The 19,748-nt window shown below is 39.0% G+C and carries 19 protein-coding genes; 8 read left to right on the top strand and 11 right to left on the bottom strand.

What is annotated here, in order from left to right; genetic code table 11:
* The 3 genes from trpCF to trpA all read left to right on the top strand — a co-directional run bounded on the left by trpCF (position 1) and on the right by trpA (position 3,448).
* Positions 1–1,377, top strand: coding sequence for a bifunctional indole-3-glycerol-phosphate synthase TrpC/phosphoribosylanthranilate isomerase TrpF (trpCF, locus tag ACLPIE_RS02990; RefSeq protein ID WP_430259513.1), 1,377 nt, complete (start codon positions 1–3; stop codon positions 1,375–1,377).
* A 74-nt stretch (positions 1,378–1,451) separates the two neighbouring features.
* Positions 1,452–2,642 carry a tryptophan synthase subunit beta gene (gene trpB, locus ACLPIE_RS02985; RefSeq protein WP_430259511.1) on the top strand — a complete coding sequence of 397 codons (1,191 nt, stop codon included), beginning with the start codon at positions 1,452–1,454 and terminating at the stop codon, positions 2,640–2,642.
* Complete coding sequence (gene trpA / locus ACLPIE_RS02980) at positions 2,642–3,448, top strand: tryptophan synthase subunit alpha (protein WP_430259509.1); 807 nt, start codon at positions 2,642–2,644, stop codon at positions 3,446–3,448. The genes trpB and trpA overlap by 1 nt, the downstream gene beginning before the upstream one ends.
* 405 nt (positions 3,449–3,853) lie before the next feature.
* On the opposite strand, the gene ompW is transcribed toward trpA, so the two are convergent.
* Entirely contained in the window at positions 3,854–4,489 is a 636-nt protein-coding gene (gene ompW, locus ACLPIE_RS02975; protein WP_430259508.1) for an outer membrane protein OmpW, read from the bottom strand.
* 405 nt (positions 4,490–4,894) lie between these two features.
* On the opposite strand from ompW, the gene ACLPIE_RS02970 reads away from it, so the two are divergent.
* The gene (locus ACLPIE_RS02970) at positions 4,895–5,650 is read left to right on the top strand and encodes a YciC family protein (RefSeq protein WP_430259506.1); all 756 of its coding nucleotides are present in this window, start codon (positions 4,895–4,897) and stop codon (positions 5,648–5,650) included.
* A 39-nt stretch (positions 5,651–5,689) separates the two neighbouring features.
* On the opposite strand, the gene ACLPIE_RS02965 is transcribed toward ACLPIE_RS02970, so the two are convergent.
* Positions 5,690–7,510 (bottom strand): SulP family inorganic anion transporter, encoded by a 1,821-nt coding sequence (locus ACLPIE_RS02965; RefSeq protein ID WP_430259504.1) that lies wholly within the window; start codon positions 7,508–7,510, stop codon positions 5,690–5,692.
* A 225-nt stretch (positions 7,511–7,735) separates the two neighbouring features.
* Between ACLPIE_RS02965 and ACLPIE_RS02960 the strand changes: the two genes are divergently transcribed.
* Positions 7,736–8,293, top strand: coding sequence for a septation protein A (locus ACLPIE_RS02960; RefSeq protein WP_430259502.1), 558 nt, complete (start codon positions 7,736–7,738; stop codon positions 8,291–8,293).
* Between the two features lie 60 nt (positions 8,294–8,353).
* Here the strand turns inward: ACLPIE_RS02960 and ACLPIE_RS02955 are convergent, their stop codons facing one another.
* Complete coding sequence (locus ACLPIE_RS02955; RefSeq protein ID WP_430259500.1) at positions 8,354–8,551, bottom strand: YqaE/Pmp3 family membrane protein; 198 nt, start codon at positions 8,549–8,551, stop codon at positions 8,354–8,356.
* Positions 8,552–8,850: 299 nt separating this feature from the next.
* Between ACLPIE_RS02955 and yciA the strand changes: the two genes are divergently transcribed.
* On the top strand, positions 8,851–9,279 hold the full coding sequence (gene yciA, locus ACLPIE_RS02950) for an acyl-CoA thioester hydrolase YciA (RefSeq protein ID WP_430259498.1): 429 nt from the start codon (positions 8,851–8,853) through the stop codon (positions 9,277–9,279).
* Positions 9,280–9,347: 68 nt separating this feature from the next.
* Here the strand turns inward: yciA and ACLPIE_RS02945 are convergent, their stop codons facing one another.
* On the bottom strand, positions 9,348–10,079 hold the full coding sequence (locus tag ACLPIE_RS02945; RefSeq protein ID WP_430259496.1) for a TonB family protein: 732 nt from the start codon (positions 10,077–10,079) through the stop codon (positions 9,348–9,350).
* A gap of 126 nt (positions 10,080–10,205) precedes the next feature.
* Positions 10,206–10,379: a YciY family protein gene (locus tag ACLPIE_RS02940; protein WP_430259494.1), complete on the bottom strand. Its 174-nt coding sequence runs from the start codon at positions 10,377–10,379 to the stop codon at positions 10,206–10,208.
* A gap of 287 nt (positions 10,380–10,666) precedes the next feature.
* Between ACLPIE_RS02940 and cls the strand changes: the two genes are divergently transcribed.
* Both cls and ACLPIE_RS02930 read left to right on the top strand, forming a co-directional pair.
* Positions 10,667–12,127 (top strand): cardiolipin synthase, encoded by a 1,461-nt coding sequence (gene cls / locus ACLPIE_RS02935; RefSeq protein ID WP_430259492.1) that lies wholly within the window; start codon positions 10,667–10,669, stop codon positions 12,125–12,127.
* A 25-nt stretch (positions 12,128–12,152) separates the two neighbouring features.
* Positions 12,153–12,485: an HI1450 family dsDNA-mimic protein gene (locus tag ACLPIE_RS02930; protein ID WP_430259490.1), complete on the top strand. Its 333-nt coding sequence runs from the start codon at positions 12,153–12,155 to the stop codon at positions 12,483–12,485.
* A gap of 42 nt (positions 12,486–12,527) precedes the next feature.
* Here ACLPIE_RS02930 and ACLPIE_RS02925 read toward each other — a convergent pair whose 3' ends face one another.
* The 6 genes from ACLPIE_RS02925 to oppA all read right to left on the bottom strand — a co-directional run bounded on the left by ACLPIE_RS02925 (position 12,528) and on the right by oppA (position 19,660).
* Positions 12,528–13,904, bottom strand: coding sequence for an SMI1/KNR4 family protein (locus ACLPIE_RS02925; protein WP_430259488.1), 1,377 nt, complete (start codon positions 13,902–13,904; stop codon positions 12,528–12,530).
* Positions 13,905–14,111: 207 nt separating this feature from the next.
* A complete protein-coding gene (gene oppF / locus ACLPIE_RS02920) occupies positions 14,112–15,113 on the bottom strand; it encodes a murein tripeptide/oligopeptide ABC transporter ATP binding protein OppF (protein ID WP_430259486.1) in 1,002 nt (333 codons plus the stop codon).
* Positions 15,110–16,099, bottom strand: coding sequence for an ABC transporter ATP-binding protein (oppD, locus tag ACLPIE_RS02915; protein ID WP_430259484.1), 990 nt, complete (start codon positions 16,097–16,099; stop codon positions 15,110–15,112). The genes oppF and oppD overlap by 4 nt, the downstream gene beginning before the upstream one ends.
* A 10-nt stretch (positions 16,100–16,109) precedes the next feature.
* The gene (oppC, locus tag ACLPIE_RS02910) at positions 16,110–17,018 is read right to left on the bottom strand and encodes an oligopeptide ABC transporter permease OppC (protein ID WP_430259482.1); all 909 of its coding nucleotides are present in this window, start codon (positions 17,016–17,018) and stop codon (positions 16,110–16,112) included.
* Between the two features lie 14 nt (positions 17,019–17,032).
* Positions 17,033–17,953, bottom strand: coding sequence for an oligopeptide ABC transporter permease OppB (gene oppB, locus ACLPIE_RS02905; protein ID WP_430259480.1), 921 nt, complete (start codon positions 17,951–17,953; stop codon positions 17,033–17,035).
* Positions 17,954–18,019: 66 nt separating this feature from the next.
* On the bottom strand, positions 18,020–19,660 hold the full coding sequence (gene oppA, locus ACLPIE_RS02900; protein ID WP_430259478.1) for an oligopeptide ABC transporter substrate-binding protein OppA: 1,641 nt from the start codon (positions 19,658–19,660) through the stop codon (positions 18,020–18,022).
* Positions 19,661–19,748: the final 88 nt, after the last annotated feature.

Here is a 19,748-nt window from a genome sequence, read left to right as displayed (position 1 = left end):
ATGAAAGCAACCGTATTACAGAACATTGTTGATGACAAAGTGAGTTTCTTAGTTGAGCGTAAAGCCGAACAACCACTAGATAGCTTTATTGCTGAAGTTAAGCCAAGCCAACGTAGCTTTTATCAAGCACTCAGTGCAAAACGCCCAGTGTTTATTTTAGAGTGTAAAAAAGCCTCGCCTTCAAAGGGCTTAATCAGAGAGGACTTTGACCCTGAAATCATTGCTAAAACCTATGCACCTTATGCATCGGCAATTTCAGTTCTTACTGATGAAAAATACTTTCAAGGTAATATGGCGTATTTAACCATTGTCAGTAATACCGTAAAACAGCCTGTATTATGCAAAGATTTTATTATTGACCCGTACCAAATATACCTTGCGCGCTATTACCAAGCCGATGCTATTTTATTAATGCTATCCGTCCTCAATGATGACGAATATATTGCACTTTCCAAAGTCGCTCACCAACTTAATATGGGCATTTTGACTGAAGTTAGTAATGAAGATGAACTAGAGCGAGCTATTAAACTAGAAGCAAAAGTGGTTGGCATCAACAACCGAGATCTACGGGACTTATCGATTGATTTAAATCGTACCCGTGAATTAGCACCGCGGCTAGCCAAAGAAACTATCGTGATCAGCGAATCAGGTATCCATCAACATCAACATATCCAATCACTTAGCAAATTTGCTAATGGTTTTCTCATTGGTAGTGCTTTAATGGAACAAGCAGATCTTGACAAAGCCTTGCAACGTTTATTAGTCGGCGAACACAAAATTTGCGGTCTGACAAGGGAACAAGACGCAAAGGCGGCTTTAAATGCAGGGGCTTCTTTTGGTGGACTGATATTTGCTGAAAACTCGCCTCGAAAAGTGACACTGTCACAAGCAAAGACGCTCATTCATAGCGCCCCATTAAAATACGTTGGTGTATTTCGTAATCAATCTGTCGATTTTGTCGCACACATTGCACAACAACTCGCCTTATCTGCAATTCAATTACATGGGCAAGAAAACCAGCAATATATTGAAGAACTCCGAGCCTTATTACCAAATAATTGCGAGATCTGGAAAGCCGTCGACATGTCTCAGGTTGAATTATCTCAATATAACACTCAAGGAATTGATGTTTTACTGTTAGATAATGGACAAGGTGGCACAGGAAAAACCTTTGATTGGACCACAATTCCTGAGTTAACAAATCAACGAGTGATGATAGCGGGTGGCTTAAATGCACAAAATTGCCTGCAAGCTGCAAAACTACTCTGTAATGGACTGGATTTTAATTCAGGCGTAGAAATTGAACCGGGTATTAAAAGTGAACAGCAAATAAATTTAGTGCTATCAACACTACTCGCAGCCTCGACATGTCACTAATTTATCGATGCTAATAACACTTTATAGAACAACAGATTTTGACTTAATTTAACTGACGAGATGGATAACAAACAATGAGCAAATTAGATCCGTATTTCGGTGAGTTTGGTGGACAATATGTGCCAGAAATTCTTATTCCCGCTTTAAACCAATTAGAAGATGCATTTATCGCAGCGCAAAATGATGCCGAATTTATTCGCGAATTTCATGATTTATTAAAAAACTATGCTGGCCGCCCTACTGCACTCACACTATGCCAGAATTTAACTGCGGGTACAAAAACAAAGTTATATCTAAAACGTGAAGATTTATTACATGGCGGAGCGCATAAAACTAATCAAGTGTTAGGCCAAGCATTATTAGCAAAACGGATGGGTAAAACCGAAATTATTGCTGAAACGGGTGCGGGGCAACATGGTGTCGCCACAGCTTTAGCCTGTGCTTTACTCAATATGAAATGCCGCATTTATATGGGTGCTAAAGATGTTGAACGCCAATCACCTAATGTATTTCGTATGAAGTTAATGGGTGCAGAAGTTATCCCTGTTCACAGTGGGTCAGCAACACTCAAAGATGCTTGTAATGAAGCCTTAAGGGACTGGTCAGGTAGCTATGATAACGCCCACTACTTATTAGGCACCGCCGCAGGTCCTCACCCTTATCCCACTATTGTACGTGAATTCCAACGTATGATCGGTGATGAAGCTAAGCAGCAAGTCCTTGAAAAAGAAGGACGCTTACCCGATGCCGTTATTGCTTGTATCGGTGGTGGCTCTAACGCCATTGGCCTATTTGCATCATTTATTCCCGAAGAAAACGTAAACTTAATTGGTGTTGAACCCGCAGGGCACGGGATAGAATCAGGCCAACATGGGGCACCATTAAAACATGGTCGTGTGGGGATTTATTTTGGAATGAAATCGCCAATGATGCAAACGAGTGAAGGACAAATTGAAGAATCTTATTCAATTTCCGCTGGTTTAGATTTTCCTTCCGTCGGGCCACAACATGCACATTTAAATAGCATTGGCAGAGCCGAATATGTGTCAATAACTGATGATGAAGCATTAAATGCGTTCAAACTATTATCTCGCAAAGAAGGTATTATACCTGCACTAGAATCATCACATGCTTTAGCTTATGCATTAAAAATGGCAGAACAACAACCCAATAAAGAACAGTTACTCATCGTGAATTTATCAGGACGTGGAGATAAAGATATCTTTACTGTACATGATATATTAGCCAGTAAAGGAGAATTTTAATGGAGCGCTATACCCAACTTTTTGAACGTTTAGATAGTCATAATCAAGGCGCTTTTGTTCCATTTGTTACCCTTGGTGATCCTGATGCTGAACTATCACTGAAAATTATTGATGCATTAATTGCAGGCGGTGCAGACGCTTTAGAAATCGGTATTCCTTTTTCAGATCCTTTAGCGGATGGCCCTACAATTCAAAATGCTAATCTACGTGCATTTAAAAGCGAAATTACCCCTACCCTCTGTTTTGAGCTATTGCGCCGTATTAGAGAAAAACATCCTACAATTCCAATTGGGTTATTGGTTTATGCTAACTTAGTTTTTACCAATGGTATCGAAAGTTTTTATATTCGTTGTGCGCAAGCAGGCGTAGACTCTGTATTAGTTGCCGATGTTCCGATGAGTGAATCCAAACCGTTTCGCGAGGCTGCACTTGCTCATAATATTGCGCCAATTTTTATTTGTCCCCCCAATGGGGATGACGCATTACTGCAACAAATTGGTCAATATGGCCGTGGTTATACTTATTTATTATCTCGTGCAGGCGTTACAGGTACTGAAAAACGGGCCGAAATGCCACTGACTCACCTGATTGATAAATTAAAACAGCATCAAGCGGCTCCTGCATTGCAGGGATTTGGTATATCAGAACCAGAACAAGTTAAAGAAGCTATTAAAAATGGTGCTGCGGGGGCAATTTCAGGTTCGGCTGTCGTAAAAATTATTGAAAACAACCTTAGTCGCCCCGATGTGATGTTGAAGACATTGACGACCTTCGTGTCGAATATGAAAGCGGCAACACAAAAATAAGATTATCCATAGCGTAAAGGCCATTATTTAGGTAATGGCTTTTTCTTTTTAGTGTTTAATACGTTACTTTCAAGCATAAAGCTTATTTTCATAAGTTTTTTATTATATAAAAAATGATTCATATTTCATAAAATATAAATGACACAGCGCAATTACCCAATTAACATCAATACCACACATAACTCCCTTAAGCGAAGTAAATACCGATAATTCCATTACACTTACTACAGGTGATGAACTCTTGGGAATAGCGTTGAAAAGACTAAATTATTATGTGGTGATTTTTTATTATTAAACGAACGAATTATACAAAAAATCCGAGAATATAAATACTCTCGGATTTCCTACTACAATCTAGTCCATCAGAATTTAGGTATTAACCCGTATTGCATCCTATCAAATTTATTAGAAGCGATAACCTGCTCCAAACATAAATACAAATGGGTCTAAGCGGGTATCAATCTTCGTCTGTTGACCTCCAGCTTTAAATTTAACTTCAGTATCAATGTCCATCCACCAAAGTGAGGCGTTCAACATCCAATTATCTGTTAGCATATAATCCATACCTGCTTGAGCCGCAAAGCCCCAAGAACTTGATAAGTCAAGATCTGTTAGCTGCATAGACTTACCTGTAGAATTGAATTTTTCATCAAAGAAGAAGGTATAGTTAACACCCGCACCTAAATAAGGACGTAATTTATCTTCTTTACTACCAAAATAATATTGCGCCATTAAGGTTGGTGGTAAATGTTTAACTGATGCAATATTACCATAATCACCTAAGCTAACTTTATGTTCGAACGGTGTTGCGGCTAATAATTCCACACCGATGTTATCAGTGATCATATACCCAAAGGTTAAACCTAATTGAGTATTATTATTGACATTAAATTTACCTAAGCCTAATACATCTTCAGATCCCGCATTTGGGCGTACCGTCGCTGTCCCAGCGCGGAAAATAAAATCGCCAGCTTCATGTGCTATAGAAACTGCTGGAGCTAAAGTTGCAGCAGCTAATACAAGCGCAGTAAGTTTTTTCATTATTAATCCCATTCCTGTGTTTTTATTTTAGGAAAATATACCGTATTATTTAAATTGATGTTCAAATCAAGATCACATCTTTTGCTTATTTATAGATAAACTAATAAACATGAGTTTATTATTCCATTTATTATTTTTTTAATTTTGATTTAAATCAATTTTTGAAAAATAACTAATAAAATATAAAATTGATCCTCATTTATATATATACTTACGCCACCTAAAACATATATTTAAAATACAATTTAAATATAATTACCCATTTTTCTTATGTTGTTGTCTGAATTTTAGACATTGTTATTTTGGTTAACTTCCCGAAATTTCTTATCTTTCTCTACCTCTAGACCAAATACTCAGTTACAATTGAGCTAAATTCTTGACTCGTTTGTAGATAGGAGCAGTTAAATGTCCATTTCGGCCAACTCACTCATCAGTGACAGTGTAAATTTTTTTAAAAACCAACTGAGTGGCCTCTTCACTATTGTGCTGTTAGCCAGTGTTGTCGGTCTTGCCATCTATGCAATGATGATCCCTAGCGAACAAATGATAGGCGTTCTTGTACAAGCACGAAATAAAATGATTGAATCGGGTAATTCAGGGCTACAAGACTGGATACTAAACCTGTCGGAAGAAGATAAAAGCAGCATTCTCAGAGTTTCCTTTGGATTAATCCTTTCTGTCACTCTCGGTAGCTTAGTGCTAATTTGTGGGACACTGTCCTATATTGCGGGGATGTCTCGTGGTGAACACATGACGGGCATTCAAGCAACCATCGCATCTTTGAATAAAGCTCCATCCATGTTTCTGCTACTTGTTGTTTGTTCTTTACTCATCCAGTTAGGTATCACAATAATGGTCCTGCCTGGTATTGTGTTAGCTATTGGCTTCTCTTTAGCCCCTGCAATATTGATCAGTGAACGCACAAACCCATTCAGTGCTATGGGTAAAAGCTGGAAGATGGCCTATGCAAATTGGCGAATTGTATTACCTATGATCTTAATTTGGATGGCAGCTCAAATGATCATTAGCATTTTATTAGAGCTCTTCAATATGAATCATATTGCTATCAATGGCATTTCGTTCTTACTTAATAATTTTGTTGCTGCATTCGCTTTAATTTATTTTTATCGCTTATATATGTTAATAAATAAGAATCAATAGTTTTGATATGAGGGTGTCAAATGACACCCTTCAATTTGATTATTTTTGAGAATTGTCTGACACAAAATTAATTTCATTATCCAATAATTCAGCCTCGTTTTCCTTATTGTGGCCTTGTGCGTCTTTTGATTTCCTAAGTTCTTCAGCTTTTCTATCCTCAACACATTTCATTTGAATTTGCTGCTTACTTTGTATTAGTCGAATCGCAAAGTAGATATCTGGCACGACTAATAAATCATCATCAGAGCGATTCATTTTATTTTGCTCTAACCAACGTTTTATTGATGTTCTACGCCCAGCCAACACCAATGTAACCCCTTTAGCTTTTAATGATGTGACTATGTCATTCAGCGTTGAAAATACACTAACATCATTGTGTGTAAAACTTACTGTAGCATCAACAATCACCCAAGCAGGCCTTTTAAGCTGGCTATCAAGATGCTTATTTAAGCGCTCTTTGAAATAATTCACATTAAAGTAAGTCAACGGAGAGTTAAAACGATAAATCAGAACACCATCAATGTGCTGGATATCATTCTCAGAGGTCATTGAATGCAGCATTCCTTGCTCATCAACCCCCAATAATTGGTCTGTTGGTCTGAATATCACTCGGATAAACTGCAATAAACCCAATAAAACAGCTAAGCCCACACCACTAATCAAACCGACAATTAAAACTGCAAATAACGTAAAGACACATAAGAAAAATGCCTCACGATTGCGTTTACGCATAGATAAAATACTACGAAAATTTAATAATGAAAATGTTGAGATAATCAAAACCATACCTAACGCGGGCATAGGTATATATCCCAGTAAATCCATTGAAAAAAGTAACACGGCTAAGATGGTAAGCGCAGCAACAATAGAGACTAATTGTGTTTTTCCCCTCATCATGTCATTCACTGCGGTACGGCTACTCGCTGCACTCACCGCAAAGCCCTGTGCAAATGCTGACGCAATATTCGCCACGCCTAATGCTCTAAGCTCTTGATCTGCATCTACAGTATAACCATTTTTACTGGCAAAACTCCGCGCTGTCATCATAAAACTCACGAAACTAATCACCGCTAAGTTCAATGAAGGAATAACAAGGTCACGTAGTAATCCAGGAGGGAATTCAGGCATAGGAATATAAGGGAGCCCTTCACCTAAGTCCCCCACTGTGCTAATACCATATTGTTCAAGATTAAATGCAATACTCACCGCCGTCGCTAAAATCATTGCAATTAATAATGACGGCCATTTACTGCGTACACGCTTAATAGCAAGAATAATGCCTAGGGTTGCCGCAGCCACTAACAACGAAGGAATATGAGTCTCTTTTAAAGCCAAAGGCAAAGCTATCAGACGCTCAATAAACCCCGCGGGCAATGTACTAATACCAAAAACCTTGCTAATTTGACTGACAATGATCGTTAGTGCGACCCCATTTAATAAGCCTTGTAATATCGGACGCGATAAAAAATCCGCAAAAGTTCCTAAGCGAAACCTTGCTGCTATCAAGCACCAAAGCCCTGTCATGAAGCTCATTACAATGACCAATTGCCAACGTATTGTTTCATCTCCCATCGCAAGAGGAGCAACTGCTGCGGCAATCACAGCACAAGTAGCCGCATCAGGGCCAATAATCAACTGTTTTGATGTGCCAAATAGCGCATAAAAAAACATGGGCAAAATGCAAGAATACAAACCAACAATCGCATTCACCCCCATCAACTCGGCATAGGCAATGGCAACAGGCAAAGCAACAGCTGCAACAGACAATCCTGCTTTAATATCAGGACCAAGATCTGAACGTTGATAGTTAAACAGTGTTTCTAAACCGGGCATCCAAGCGAATAGCCTTGCCTTTATCATGGGTGAAAAATACCTATAAATTAGTAAGTTAAATTATATTGAATACTATTTATATCTGAACTAATAAAGTTTATCTAGAAGTAAGTCAAATAATGGTAAAATAGTGCAAATATGTTTGGTAACAAAGCGTATTTATTGGTAAAAAGGTGCAAACTTTTAACAAATAAAGCCAAAATCAGTTAAACTACTCCATTATCTTTACGTTGAGGCGCTATATTTACTGTTATGAAACAACTTATCGATTTTATCCCTTTGATCATCTTTTTTATTGTTTATAAAAGGTATGACATTTTCTATGCCAGTGGTGCGCTTATGGTAACGACTCCACTCGCCTTACTAGCAACTTACCTGATTTATAAAAAAGTTGAAAAAGTTGCAAAAATCACCTGTGCCATTGTCATGGGGTTTGCTGCTTTAACACTGATATTCCACAGTGATGCATTTATTAAATGGAAAGTGACCATTATTTATAGTGTCTTTGCATTAGCATTATTGATTAGCCAATGGTTTACTGAAAAACCATTAATCCAGCGGATGCTAGGCAGTAATCAAGAAATAAAATTAGCAGATAGTTATTGGAGTAAACTTAACAGTGCGTGGGCTATTTTCTTTATTTTTTGTGCTGTGCTTAATATTTATGTCGCATTTTGGATGGCGCAAGATATGTGGGTTAACTTCAAAGTGTTTGGATTGACCGCAGGAACATTGATATTTACCATTTTGAGTGTGGTATACATTTTCAAGAATATGGACAAAAAACCTGTCGAAAAACACGAAGAATAATTTTTTCATCATGAACCAGAAATGCCTGTTAACTTTATTAGCAGGCATTTTTGTTGGAAATTAATATCGCCGTTCAGAAAATGCCTTCTCAATTTTTTTGTCTGTATTATATTGAGATAACGCATAAACAGACCAAATTGCCGCAGGTAGCCAACCTATAAGAGTTACTTGCAAAATCAGGCAAATTACCCCAGCAAAGGGGCGCCCTATAGTAAAAAATTGCAGCCAAGGTAATAATATTGCCAATAACAATCTCATTTCATACCTCAAAACTCATCTCATTAATAACTATTTATACCATATAGTATAAACAATCTAATCAATCGACTAAATGTAAAAAACACTTCTTGTTTTTTCTTTGCATAAATATATTTTGGGGCGACTTTAGTCACAATAACCTAACTATAATGTTTTTTTGTCCATTTCTTTTTATACAAATTCAGTTAAATGCTTATTACCGATAACTATCAATGTAGTAATGGTTTACTACTGTATAGATAATTTGCTATAAATGCCGAATCAATATGTTACTAATCCTTTATTAATAAGAGTCAGATATGCAATTACCAAACGGTGAGTTGGTTTTACGAACTTTAGCGATGCCAGCAGATACCAACGCAAATGGCGATATTTTTGGTGGCTGGCTAATGTCCCAAATGGATATTGGTGGTGCTATTTTAGCCAAGGAAATTGCGCTGGGCCGTGTCGTTACAGTCGCAGTTAATGGTATAAAATTTCAAAAACCCGTTGCTGTAGGTGATGTTGTATGTTGTTATGCACGTTGCCTAAAAACAGGCAAAAGCTCAATTACCATAAATATCGAGGTCTGGGTGAAAAAAGTGGCAACTGAGCCCGTTGGACAACGTTATCGAGCAACTGACGCCGTATTTACCTATGTTGCCGTTAATGACGATAATAGCCCTCGTTCATTACCTCAAGAAAAACAACATTTTCAGTTAGCGAGTTCAGAACAAGCGCCTGAATAAAATTTTACTAACGGATAAATAAAAAGCACTTCATATGAAGTGCTTTTTATTTCGTTAAATATTCATGTTTAGACTTGGCTGACTGTACCATCTAACTTGAAGTAAATCTCTGTCACATAACCTTTTGCTGGTTGTTTTTCAAACTTCCAACGGTTCATTGCACGTTTTACGTCACGCTCAAATAACCCTTTAGGTGAAACTTCAACAAATTCAATATTAGTCACTCGGCCACTGTCATCAATATCATAACGAACTTTAACATACCCTTCTTTACCTAACCGACGGGCTCGCTCTGGATACACCGGAGCTTGTTTGTGTAGTGCTCTTGGACCACTTTTATTTGATGATTGATGGCTACTCGAACCTGTATTCTTTGCTGTCGTTACTGGGTTATTATTGGCTTTAGGTGCATTTACGTCCGATTTAAGATTACTCATTGCGAGTTGTTTCTCAACAGGTTTCACATCTTCTTTAATCTTTTTCTTTTGTTCCTGTTTTGGTTTAGGTTTCTTTTTCACCTCCGGCTTTTTCTTAGGTAGAGCAATCACAGGCTCAACAACCGGTTCGGGTTCGGGTTCAACAACAGGCTCAGGCTCGGGTTCTGGCTCAGGCTCTACAGGTGTTTCAACTTGTGCAACAGGTTCTGAAGCGGGCTCTGGGGCAGCAAAAGCAACCATCGCTATCGTCATCGGCTCGGGATCTCTGGCCAAATTAGGTTGATTAAAAATCCATGCCATCGCAAGACCTGCATGAATAGATAATGAAATGACGATAATTAAAGTCCAACGTATCCAACGCATATGCAATTTCTACCCTACATCTGTCTACCAAAAAGAATATAGATGATAGTTTAAATGCAAATAGCAATCATATTCAATAAGGTTTGTCATACAAAGTGAAAAATGTGAATATGCGCCTGAATACCCCTACTCAATCCACTGAGTAAAAAGTAATGAATGACGACGGCGATAAACGTCTACTTTTCGCATTGAATAAATGTGCATATTCCGTCTGGAATGCCCTTCTAGCCAACGTCTACGACGACGAAGGGATTGTCTTAACATCCGCCAACGCCCCACTTCATGTCTACTACGTTTCATCGAACTTTGTCCTTTTAATCATCAGAAAATAATTGAAAAAAAATATTATATTCCTTTGTAAAAAAGAACCAAGAGGAAGTTTTTCTGCAAAAAACACAAATAATTTGATTTCAATTAGATACTATAAATATATGTAACAGATATTTCGTGATGGTTTTTCTATTTCACGAAGCTTTTATTAAAAAATTTTGCTAAATTCTATTAAGTTGATATTTTACTAACAGTTTTTATTAACTTAAATATCTTTTTTCGACACTATTTTCTTATCAGTGAGGCAATAATCCATCATGGCAACCGTCTATACACTTATGAGTTGGCTGTTCTTTTTCCTTTATTGGTTGCTAATTGCTGCAATTACAGTTCGCATATTAGTCAAGAGAAGACCCGTCACCTCAGCCATGACATGGCTTCTGATCATCTATATCCTTCCCTTAGTGGGGATTATCGCCTATATCGCATTTGGTGAGCTCCATTTGGGTAAACGTCGAGTTGATAAGGCCCATGAAATGTGGCCTTCAGTTGCGACTTGGCTAGAAAACTTACGTAGTTCAAAACACATATTTGCCACAGATAATAGCTCCGTTGCTGAACCTCTTTTTCAATTAGTTGAAAAACGCCAAGGAATTGCCGGCGTTAAAGGGAATCGAATTCAGTTATTAACAACATGTGAAGCTTCATTGAAATCTATTGTTAATGATATTAATAATGCTCAGCATTCTATCGAAATGGTATTTTATATCTGGCAACCTGGTGGATTAGTCGACGGCGTCACAGAAGCACTCATCAATGCAGCCAAACGAGGGGTTAAATGTCGCATTATGGTGGACTCAGCAGGAAGTTGGCATTTTTTCCGTAGCGATTACCCGAATAAAATGCGAGCTGCGGGTATTGAGTTCATTGAGTCGCTTAAAGTCAATTTAATGCGTTTCTTTTTACGTCGTATGGATTTACGCCAGCACCGCAAAATAATAGTCATTGATAACTATATTTCATACACAGGAAGTATGAATATGGTGGACCCGCGTTATTTTAAACAAGATGCAGGTGTCGGCGAATGGGTTGATATTTTAGTGCGTATGGAAGGCCCCGTCAGTACGACACTGGGAATTGTCTATGCCTTTGACTGGGAAATGGAAACAGGTCAACGAGTTCTACCACCACCACCAGATAGCAATATTATGCCTTTTGAACAAGATAACGGGCACACAACTCAAATTATCGCTTCTGGCCCTGGTTTTCCTGATGAGCTGATCCAGCAGTCGTTAATGACTGCCATGTTTTCTGCTCGCAAACAATTAATCATGACCACGCCTTATTTTGTTCCTAGTGACGACTTGCTACATGCCATTTGTACTGCCGCAATGCGTGGTGTTGATGTAAGCATTATTATGCCTCGACAAAATGATTCATTCCTTGTTCGTTGGGCAAGCCGTTCATTTTATAGTGAATTATTAGCTTCTGGTGTTAAAATTTACCAATTTGAAGACGGTTTGCTACACACCAAAAGCGTATCGGTGGATGGCGAGCTCAGCTTAGTAGGCTCTGTTAACTTAGATATGCGTAGTTTATGGTTAAACTTCGAAATTACCGTGGCAATTGATGACAAAAATTTTGGTAGTGATCTCACATTAGTTCAGTATGATTATATCGCTCGCTCAACACGCTTAGAAATTGAAGAATGGGAAAAACGTCCTTTCTGGAACCGTGTCGTGGAACGTGTTTGCTACTTCTTTAGCCCATTGCTATAGGTTAAATTTTTTATTAGGAAAGGTCATGACAGAAACACAACATACAAACTTAATCGATGAAGACGATATTATTGAAATTGCTTATGACCTATTCCTTGAAGGTGCAATGGATAATTTAGAGCCAGCTGACCAACTCATTTTTGCTTTACAATTTGAAGAGTCTGGCGCGGCTGAAATCATTCCCTTAAGCAATCATTGGGATGATTTTATCACTGAACAGACTGATGTAAACCAATTCAGTGAAGTCATCATCGGATTAGCACAAAGCCCTGATGCAGAACTCGATGATATTTTTGCTCGCATATTAATTAGCCGTCATCCCACTAAGCCCTTCCATCATATTTTGTGGAAGAAATAGACATTGCGGGGCATTTGCCCCGTTCTACGCGTCTTCATTTTCCTAAGAAAAATCGCCTACCACTGAGAATTTCCGTAAATAGTTTTGGATATTTATTCTAACGTACTCATTTTTCTCTTTCGGGAATTTTTTCCATGCACGTTCTAATAGCGGTATCGCATCCGGTAACACGGTATTAAGATTAACAAGTGTTTGAATAGCTAAAACCGCCATATCACCGTCATCTGATATGATACTTGGGTAGAAAAGTGCAATTTTAGCTTCAATCTCATCATCAAAACTCGCCGAGTGAAGCGCTGTTCTCGCAAGATTAAGATTAGCGTGTTCAAATAAATGAGCAAAATATTCAACTTGCGTGACGCCTAATTCTTTAAGAATATACCCCGCAAAGCAAATAAATTCGGCATCTTCCACACTTTTAATGAGCTCAAGAACGCAATCTTTATAATCAGCTAAATTTCCTTTTTGATTAAAATAAATAGTGCTTATCGCTAAATTTTGCCACGAGAGATCTCTACTATTTAACGCCGTCATAAGATAAGTCGATGCCGTACTTGGTGAGTATTGTGCTAAAATCTTTAATGCTAGCTGTGCATTTGTGCTTTGTTCTTCCTGAATAATATTTGCTAACAACACTAAGCCGTTATTTGATAAACGTTTTAATTTACTCAACCCTGCTAGCGCCTGACTTTTTTGCTCATCACAATGCGTTTGCATATATAAATTAAATAACGTTTGTTCATCACCGCCTATTCGATGACCAAACCAGCTGGTTTCATAGCCTTGAATGATTTCATCTAACCAGCGCTCATACCATTCAAGGAAACTCAATTCATAAGAGAAAAAGAACGGCTGATCAGAGCTACACCAATGGTTTGTATAAATAATTCGCCCTACATACTCCCCCGTAATCACCAGTAATAAGTCATATTCACATCCGCAAGTTCCAAGGTAAAAAATACCTTGGTGGATATAGTTTTCTCTTTCATCAAACTCTTCATCACTGCAATCATCATCAAGGAAAGTCAATTTCTGCCATTCCTCTTGGCTCATATTAGGGCTTAAAATAGATGGTAGAGCCGCCGTTTTCTCGAAGCGGCTTTCACTGTCTTCAAACCGTTCAATACCATAGTATGGCCCTGCGCCACCATTACCTATTTCTGTCAAAAATGAAACAAAATCAGAAGGCAATTTCGCCCCTGTACGTGCTTGCCATTTTTCTATTTCAGACAACGCAATTGGCGGGTTCAATTGATACTTGTGGCTACTTGCGCCAAAAGTCTCTAAATCGCCATCAACTTGTTGAACCAACGGTAATTTATGGCGGATTCGCTCTAGCGGTGCATTTGGATATTGGCGATTAATCTGTTTCCATTGATGTAAGATTTGCACATCTTCTCGCGAATAAATATGACCCATTATATTTGTATTCCCATATTTTATATTGACTTGTTCTAGCCCATTTATTAGCACAGTTTATGCTTTTTCGTCAGATGTGATAAATAAATTGAAGTAAGAAATAGCACTATTAAAAATATTGGCTAAAAAAAACAGAGCAAATTACTCTGTTTTGAGGATGTTGACAAAGCGGGATAAAGCGTGTTTTTCCCGCTTTGCATTAAGCACTTATAGGGGGTCTATTTTCAAACAAGATACCGCATGCTTAAAACTACCTTCTAACAATGGTCTCGTTTTCGCGCACTCTTCATCAGCCAATGGGCAACGAGTTCTAAACACGCAACCTGATGGCGGATTTATTGGAGAAGGTAGTTCCCCTTCAAGTAATTCAATTTCCTTATTTTTTTCTTTATCTGGGTCAGGAATTGGGACGGCAGACATTAGTGCCTTGGTATAGGGATGCAGAGGGTTGTTATAGACCTCGTCATAGGTACCTAACTCTACTGCGTGCCCCAAATACATGACTAAGACCCTATCAGAAATATGTTTAACCACCGCTAAGTCATGGGCAATAAATATTAGCGATAGTTTCATTTCTCTTTGTAATTCTTGCAATAAGTTAACAACTTGAGCTTGAATAGAAACATCTAAAGCAGAAACTGGCTCGTCACAAATAACGAGTTTAGGCTCTAAGATCAATGCTCTAGCGATACCTATACGTTGGCATTGCCCCCCTGAAAATTCATGAGGATAACGATTGATAAGATTAGGCAATAGCCCAACTCGCATCATCATTTTTTTCACTTTTTCAGTAATTTGTACCTGTGTCATTTGGGGATGATACGTTTTTAGCGGTTCAGCAATGATATCGCCAATGGTCATGCGTGGGTTTAACGACGCCAACGGGTCTTGGAAAATCATTTGAATGTCACTACGAACACGACGCCATTCTTTATCGCTTTTCCCTAATAAGTTTTGTCCCAGCCAACTCACTGTCCCGTCAGTCGCCTTTACTAACCCAATCAGCGCTCGAGCAAATGTTGATTTACCACAACCCGACTCCCCAACCACTCCCAGAGTTTCACCTTCATGAAGGCGCAGAGTCACACCATCAACCGCTTTTAAACTTTTATCAGGTTGCCAAAACCACTGTTTTTTATCCCTAATTGAAAAATGGACTTTTAGATCGTTAACTTCTAACAGGACAGGCCTATTTTCATGAGTGGTCATACCAATTCCTCCATAGGCTTAAAGCAGGCACGCAAGCGTGTTTGCTTAAATGTCGTTAACTCAGGCTCACTATCAACACATTGTTGTGTCGCATACTGACAACGAGGCGAAAATGGGCAACCTTTTGGAAGTCTTAATAAATTAGGTGGATTGCCTGGAATAGTCGCTAAACTTTCATCATCCCCATCAAGGCGAGGAACCGCAGCCAATAGTCCAAGGGAATACGGGTGAGATGGATGATAGAAAATATCTTTTGCAGTACCATATTCCATTGTCCGCCCTGCGTACATCACCAAAACTTTGTCACAAACACCCGCGACTACACCAAGGTCATGAGTAATCAATATAATTGCAGTATCAAACTCTTGCTTTAATTCATTCAGCAAAGTCATGATTTGAGCTTGAACGGTCACATCCAACGCTGTCGTAGGCTCATCTGCAATTAACAGTTTAGGTTGACATAATAATGCCATCGCTATCATCACACGTTGGCGCATTCCCCCTGAGAACTCATGAGGATACATATTCATTCTTTTACGAGCTTCTGGCATTTTAACTGCATCAAGCATGCGAATAGACTCTTCAAAAGCCTCACTCTTACTCATGCCTTTATGCAAGGTGAGCACCTCTGATAATTGCGTCCCTATTTTTAAGTAAGGATTCAAGGATGTCATTGGGTCTTGGAAAATCATTGAAATCTCTTCCGCCCGCATACGATTCAATTCTTTTTCTTTTAAATTCAGAATTTCACGACCATTGAACCTCGCCGAACCGTTGATTCGACCATTTTTAGCGAGTAAGCCCATTAATGCAAAGGCAGTTTGTGACTTACCAGAGCCCGATTCTCCCACAATCCCCAGAGTTTCCCCTGCACTTAATTCAAAGTTCAGTTTGTTCACTGCGGTAACATCACCATCTTGGGTGGCAAATGTTACACTAAGATCGTTTACCGATAGCAGAGGGCTTCTCATTGTATTATTTGACATATTCTTCCCTCTAGCGGTCTTTCGGATCAAGGGCATCACGTAACCCATCACCAATAAAGTTAAAACAAAATAGCGTGATAACTAAGAAACTTGCGGGGATCAATAACAACCAAGGCGTGACTTCCATCGAAGTTGCTCCGTCACTGAGTAATGCCCCCCAACTACTCAGAGGCTCTTGCGTCCCCAATCCTAAAAAGCTTAAGAATGATTCAAACAAAATCATACTTGGCACTAATAATGAGGCGTACACCACAACGACACCTAGTACGTTTGGCACAATATGACGTAAAATAATTTGCCTTGTGCTCACGCCACAAACTAACGCGGCTTCAATAAACTCTTTACGTTTTAGCCCTAACGTTTGTCCACGTACGATACGAGCCATATCTAACCAAGACACCATACCAATCGCGACAAAAATCAATAAAATATTCGTACCAAATAAGGTGACTAATAAAATAACAAAGAACATAAATGGAAATGAGTTTAGGATTTCTAATAAGCGCATCATGAGCGAGTCAACCTTCCCCCCTACATAACCCGCTAGCGAACCATAAAGTGTGCCAACCACCACGGCCACTAACGCAGCAGCGACACCCACCATCAAAGAGATCCGCCCGCCTATCGCAACACGGACAAGTAAATCCCGCCCCGAAGCATCCGTTCCAAAATAGTGCCCAGTTGCCATATCCGGTGGCATTGACATCATTTCCCAATCCGTATCGTCATAAAGGAATGGCGACAACATTGGTGCGAAAATAACAAACAGCGTAATTAAAAATAAAACACATAAACTCACAATCGCGGCACGGTTATGCATAAAACGGCGTCTAGCATCCTGCCACAGACTGCGGCCTTCAATATCTAATTGCTCCGAAAAATGTTCCAGAGCGTCACTATTTTTTTGATTTGATAACATAGTGTCTCTCCGGCTTAGTAACGAATTTTAGGGTCAATAACGGCATATAGGACATCGACAATGGCATTAAATGCGATTGTCAGCACCCCAACTAAAATTGTTAAACTTAGCACCAACGAATAATCACGATTAAGTGCACCGTTCACAAACAATTGGCCAATTCCGGGTAACCCAAAAATAGTTTCAATCACCATCGAACCCGTAATAATTCCAACAAATGCTGGCCCCATATAGGAAAGTACGGGAAGCAACGCAGGTTTAAGAGCATGACGTAAAATAATTGTTCTCAGTGGCAAGCCTTTCGCACGCGCAGTGCGAATAAAGTTTGAATGCATAATTTCGATCATCGACCCGCGTGTAATACGCGAGATACTGGCAATATATGCCAACGACAATGCCACCATAGGTAAAATCATGTGTTTCAGGTTACCGCCATCCCAACCACCACCGGGAAGCCATTTCAAATGAATGGCAAAAATCAGCACCAACAAGGGTGCGACAACAAAGCTTGGGATAACAACCCCCGTCATGGCAAAACCCATGACAGTAAAATCCCATTTAGTATTTTGGTTTAGCGCAGCAATAACCCCCGCAGAAACCCCAAACAATACGGCAACAATAAAGGCCGTTGCCCCAAGTTTGGCTGATACAGGGAATGCTTTCGCGACTAAATCATTAACACTGTAGTCTTTATATTTGAATGAGGGCCCAAAGTCCCCTTTAGATAGCTGAATCAAATAGTTGAAATATTGTTTATACATTGGGTCATTTAAATGATACTTAGCCTCAATGTTTGCCATCACCTCAGGGGAGAGTTTACGTTCTCCAGTAAAAGGGCTCCCTGGAGCTAATCGCATCATAAAAAATGAAATGGTAATCAAAATCAAAAGAGTCGGGATCGCCTCAAGCACCCGACGCAAAATGAATTTAAACATCGCTCTTTCCTACTTCTATTGCCTGTTAGGCTAATATCTGGCCCCGATAAGGCCAGAACTGATTTATTAGTGTTTGATGATATATAAATCTTTAGTGTGTAAGTTATCTAACGGGTCTTTGCCGCTATATCCACCTACATAAGGTTTAACCAAACGTGTATTAACGTAGTAGTAAAGTGGAACAACACCAGAATCTTTATCGAGTAATTGTTCGGCTTGCTGATAAAGCGCTGCACGCTCTTCATCTGTTTTCACTTGCAATGTTTTCTTCATTACAGTGTCAAAATCGGTGTTTTTATAGTGAACAGTATTATTACTGCTGTAGGAAAGTAACATATTAAGGAATGAAGATGGCTCATTATAATCAGCACACCAACCCGCACGAGCAACGTCATAAGCACCTTGGTGACGGCTGTCTAAGAATGTTTTCCACTCTTGGTTTTCTAACTTAACCTCTGCCCCAATGTTTTTCTTCCACATAGATGCCGCTGCAATAGCGATACGTTTATGCAAGTCCGATGTGTTATATAATAATTTGAATTTTAAAGGATTAGATTTGTTATAACCCGCATCTTCTAATAACTGTTTGGCTTTTTCATTACGTTGTTCTTGGGTCATATTTGCGTACCAGTCTGGCTTTTCGGCTTTCATACCGCTGGTAAATGGTGGCGTAAACCCATAAGCAGGAATATCCCCCTGCGCCTTCACTTTATAAGTAATTGTATCCCTGTCCATTGACAGTTTTAATGCTTCTCTCACACGAGGGTCATTAAATGGTGGTTTCTCATTATTAATTTCATAATAGTAAGTACACAAGTACGGACTTACACGTAATTCATCAGGCATATTCTTTTGTAAACTTTTGAACTGCTCAATAGGTAAGTTACTGTATGTCATATCTATTTCACCACTACGGTAGCGATTTACGTCAGTAACTTCTGAAGAAATTGGCAAGAATGTCACTTGGTCAATCACTGTATTTGCATTATCCCAATAAGTCGGGCTACGCTCTAAAATAATGCGCTCATTGACTGTCCAGCCTTTTAATTTATAGGCTCCATTTCCAACAAAGTTTTGTGGTTGAGTCCATTTAGCACCATGTTTTTCAATGACTTTTTTATTGACTGGCGACATTGATGGGTGAGCCAACAATTTAGGAATATAGGGAACTGCCTCACTTAAAGAAATAGCTAACGTTTTATCATCTAACGCTTTTACACCCAACTCCGATGGTTTTTTCTTACCTGCGATCACATCATCAATATTTTGAATATGAGCATATTGTAAATAGCTTGCATAAGGAGATGCAGTGTCAGGGTCGGCTAAACGTTGCCAGCTATACACAAAGTCTTCTGCCGTGACAGGGTCACCATTTGACCATTTAGCACCATCCCGAATTTTAAATGTCCACTCAGTAAAATCTTTATTTTCCCAGCTAGTTGCAGAGCCTGGCAAAATCTCACCATCAGGGCCAACAATGGTAATACCTTCAAAAAGATCCCTAGCTAAAGCCGACTCAGGAACGCCTTCTATTTTATGGGGATCTAACGATTGTGGCTCGGAGCCGTTATTACGAACGAGAATTTGCTTATCTGCAAGTTCAACACCCGCGGGAATGGTTGCAGCAAAGCTACTTGCAATCGATCCCATCGCGAGTCCAGCTGTAACGCTTAAAGCAACAAACGTTTTATTGATTAATTTACTCATCTTATCGATTACTCCCTACATATTAATTATGATTGTGTGTTGATTTATATTCATAGAATTGATGAACACTTTTTATAATTATTTAAAT

The sequence above is a fragment of the Providencia sp. Me31A genome, from assembly GCF_050487165.1.
Classification (GTDB): domain Bacteria; phylum Pseudomonadota; class Gammaproteobacteria; order Enterobacterales; family Enterobacteriaceae; genus Providencia.
This window is presented reverse-complemented; position numbering and strand designations above follow the sequence as displayed.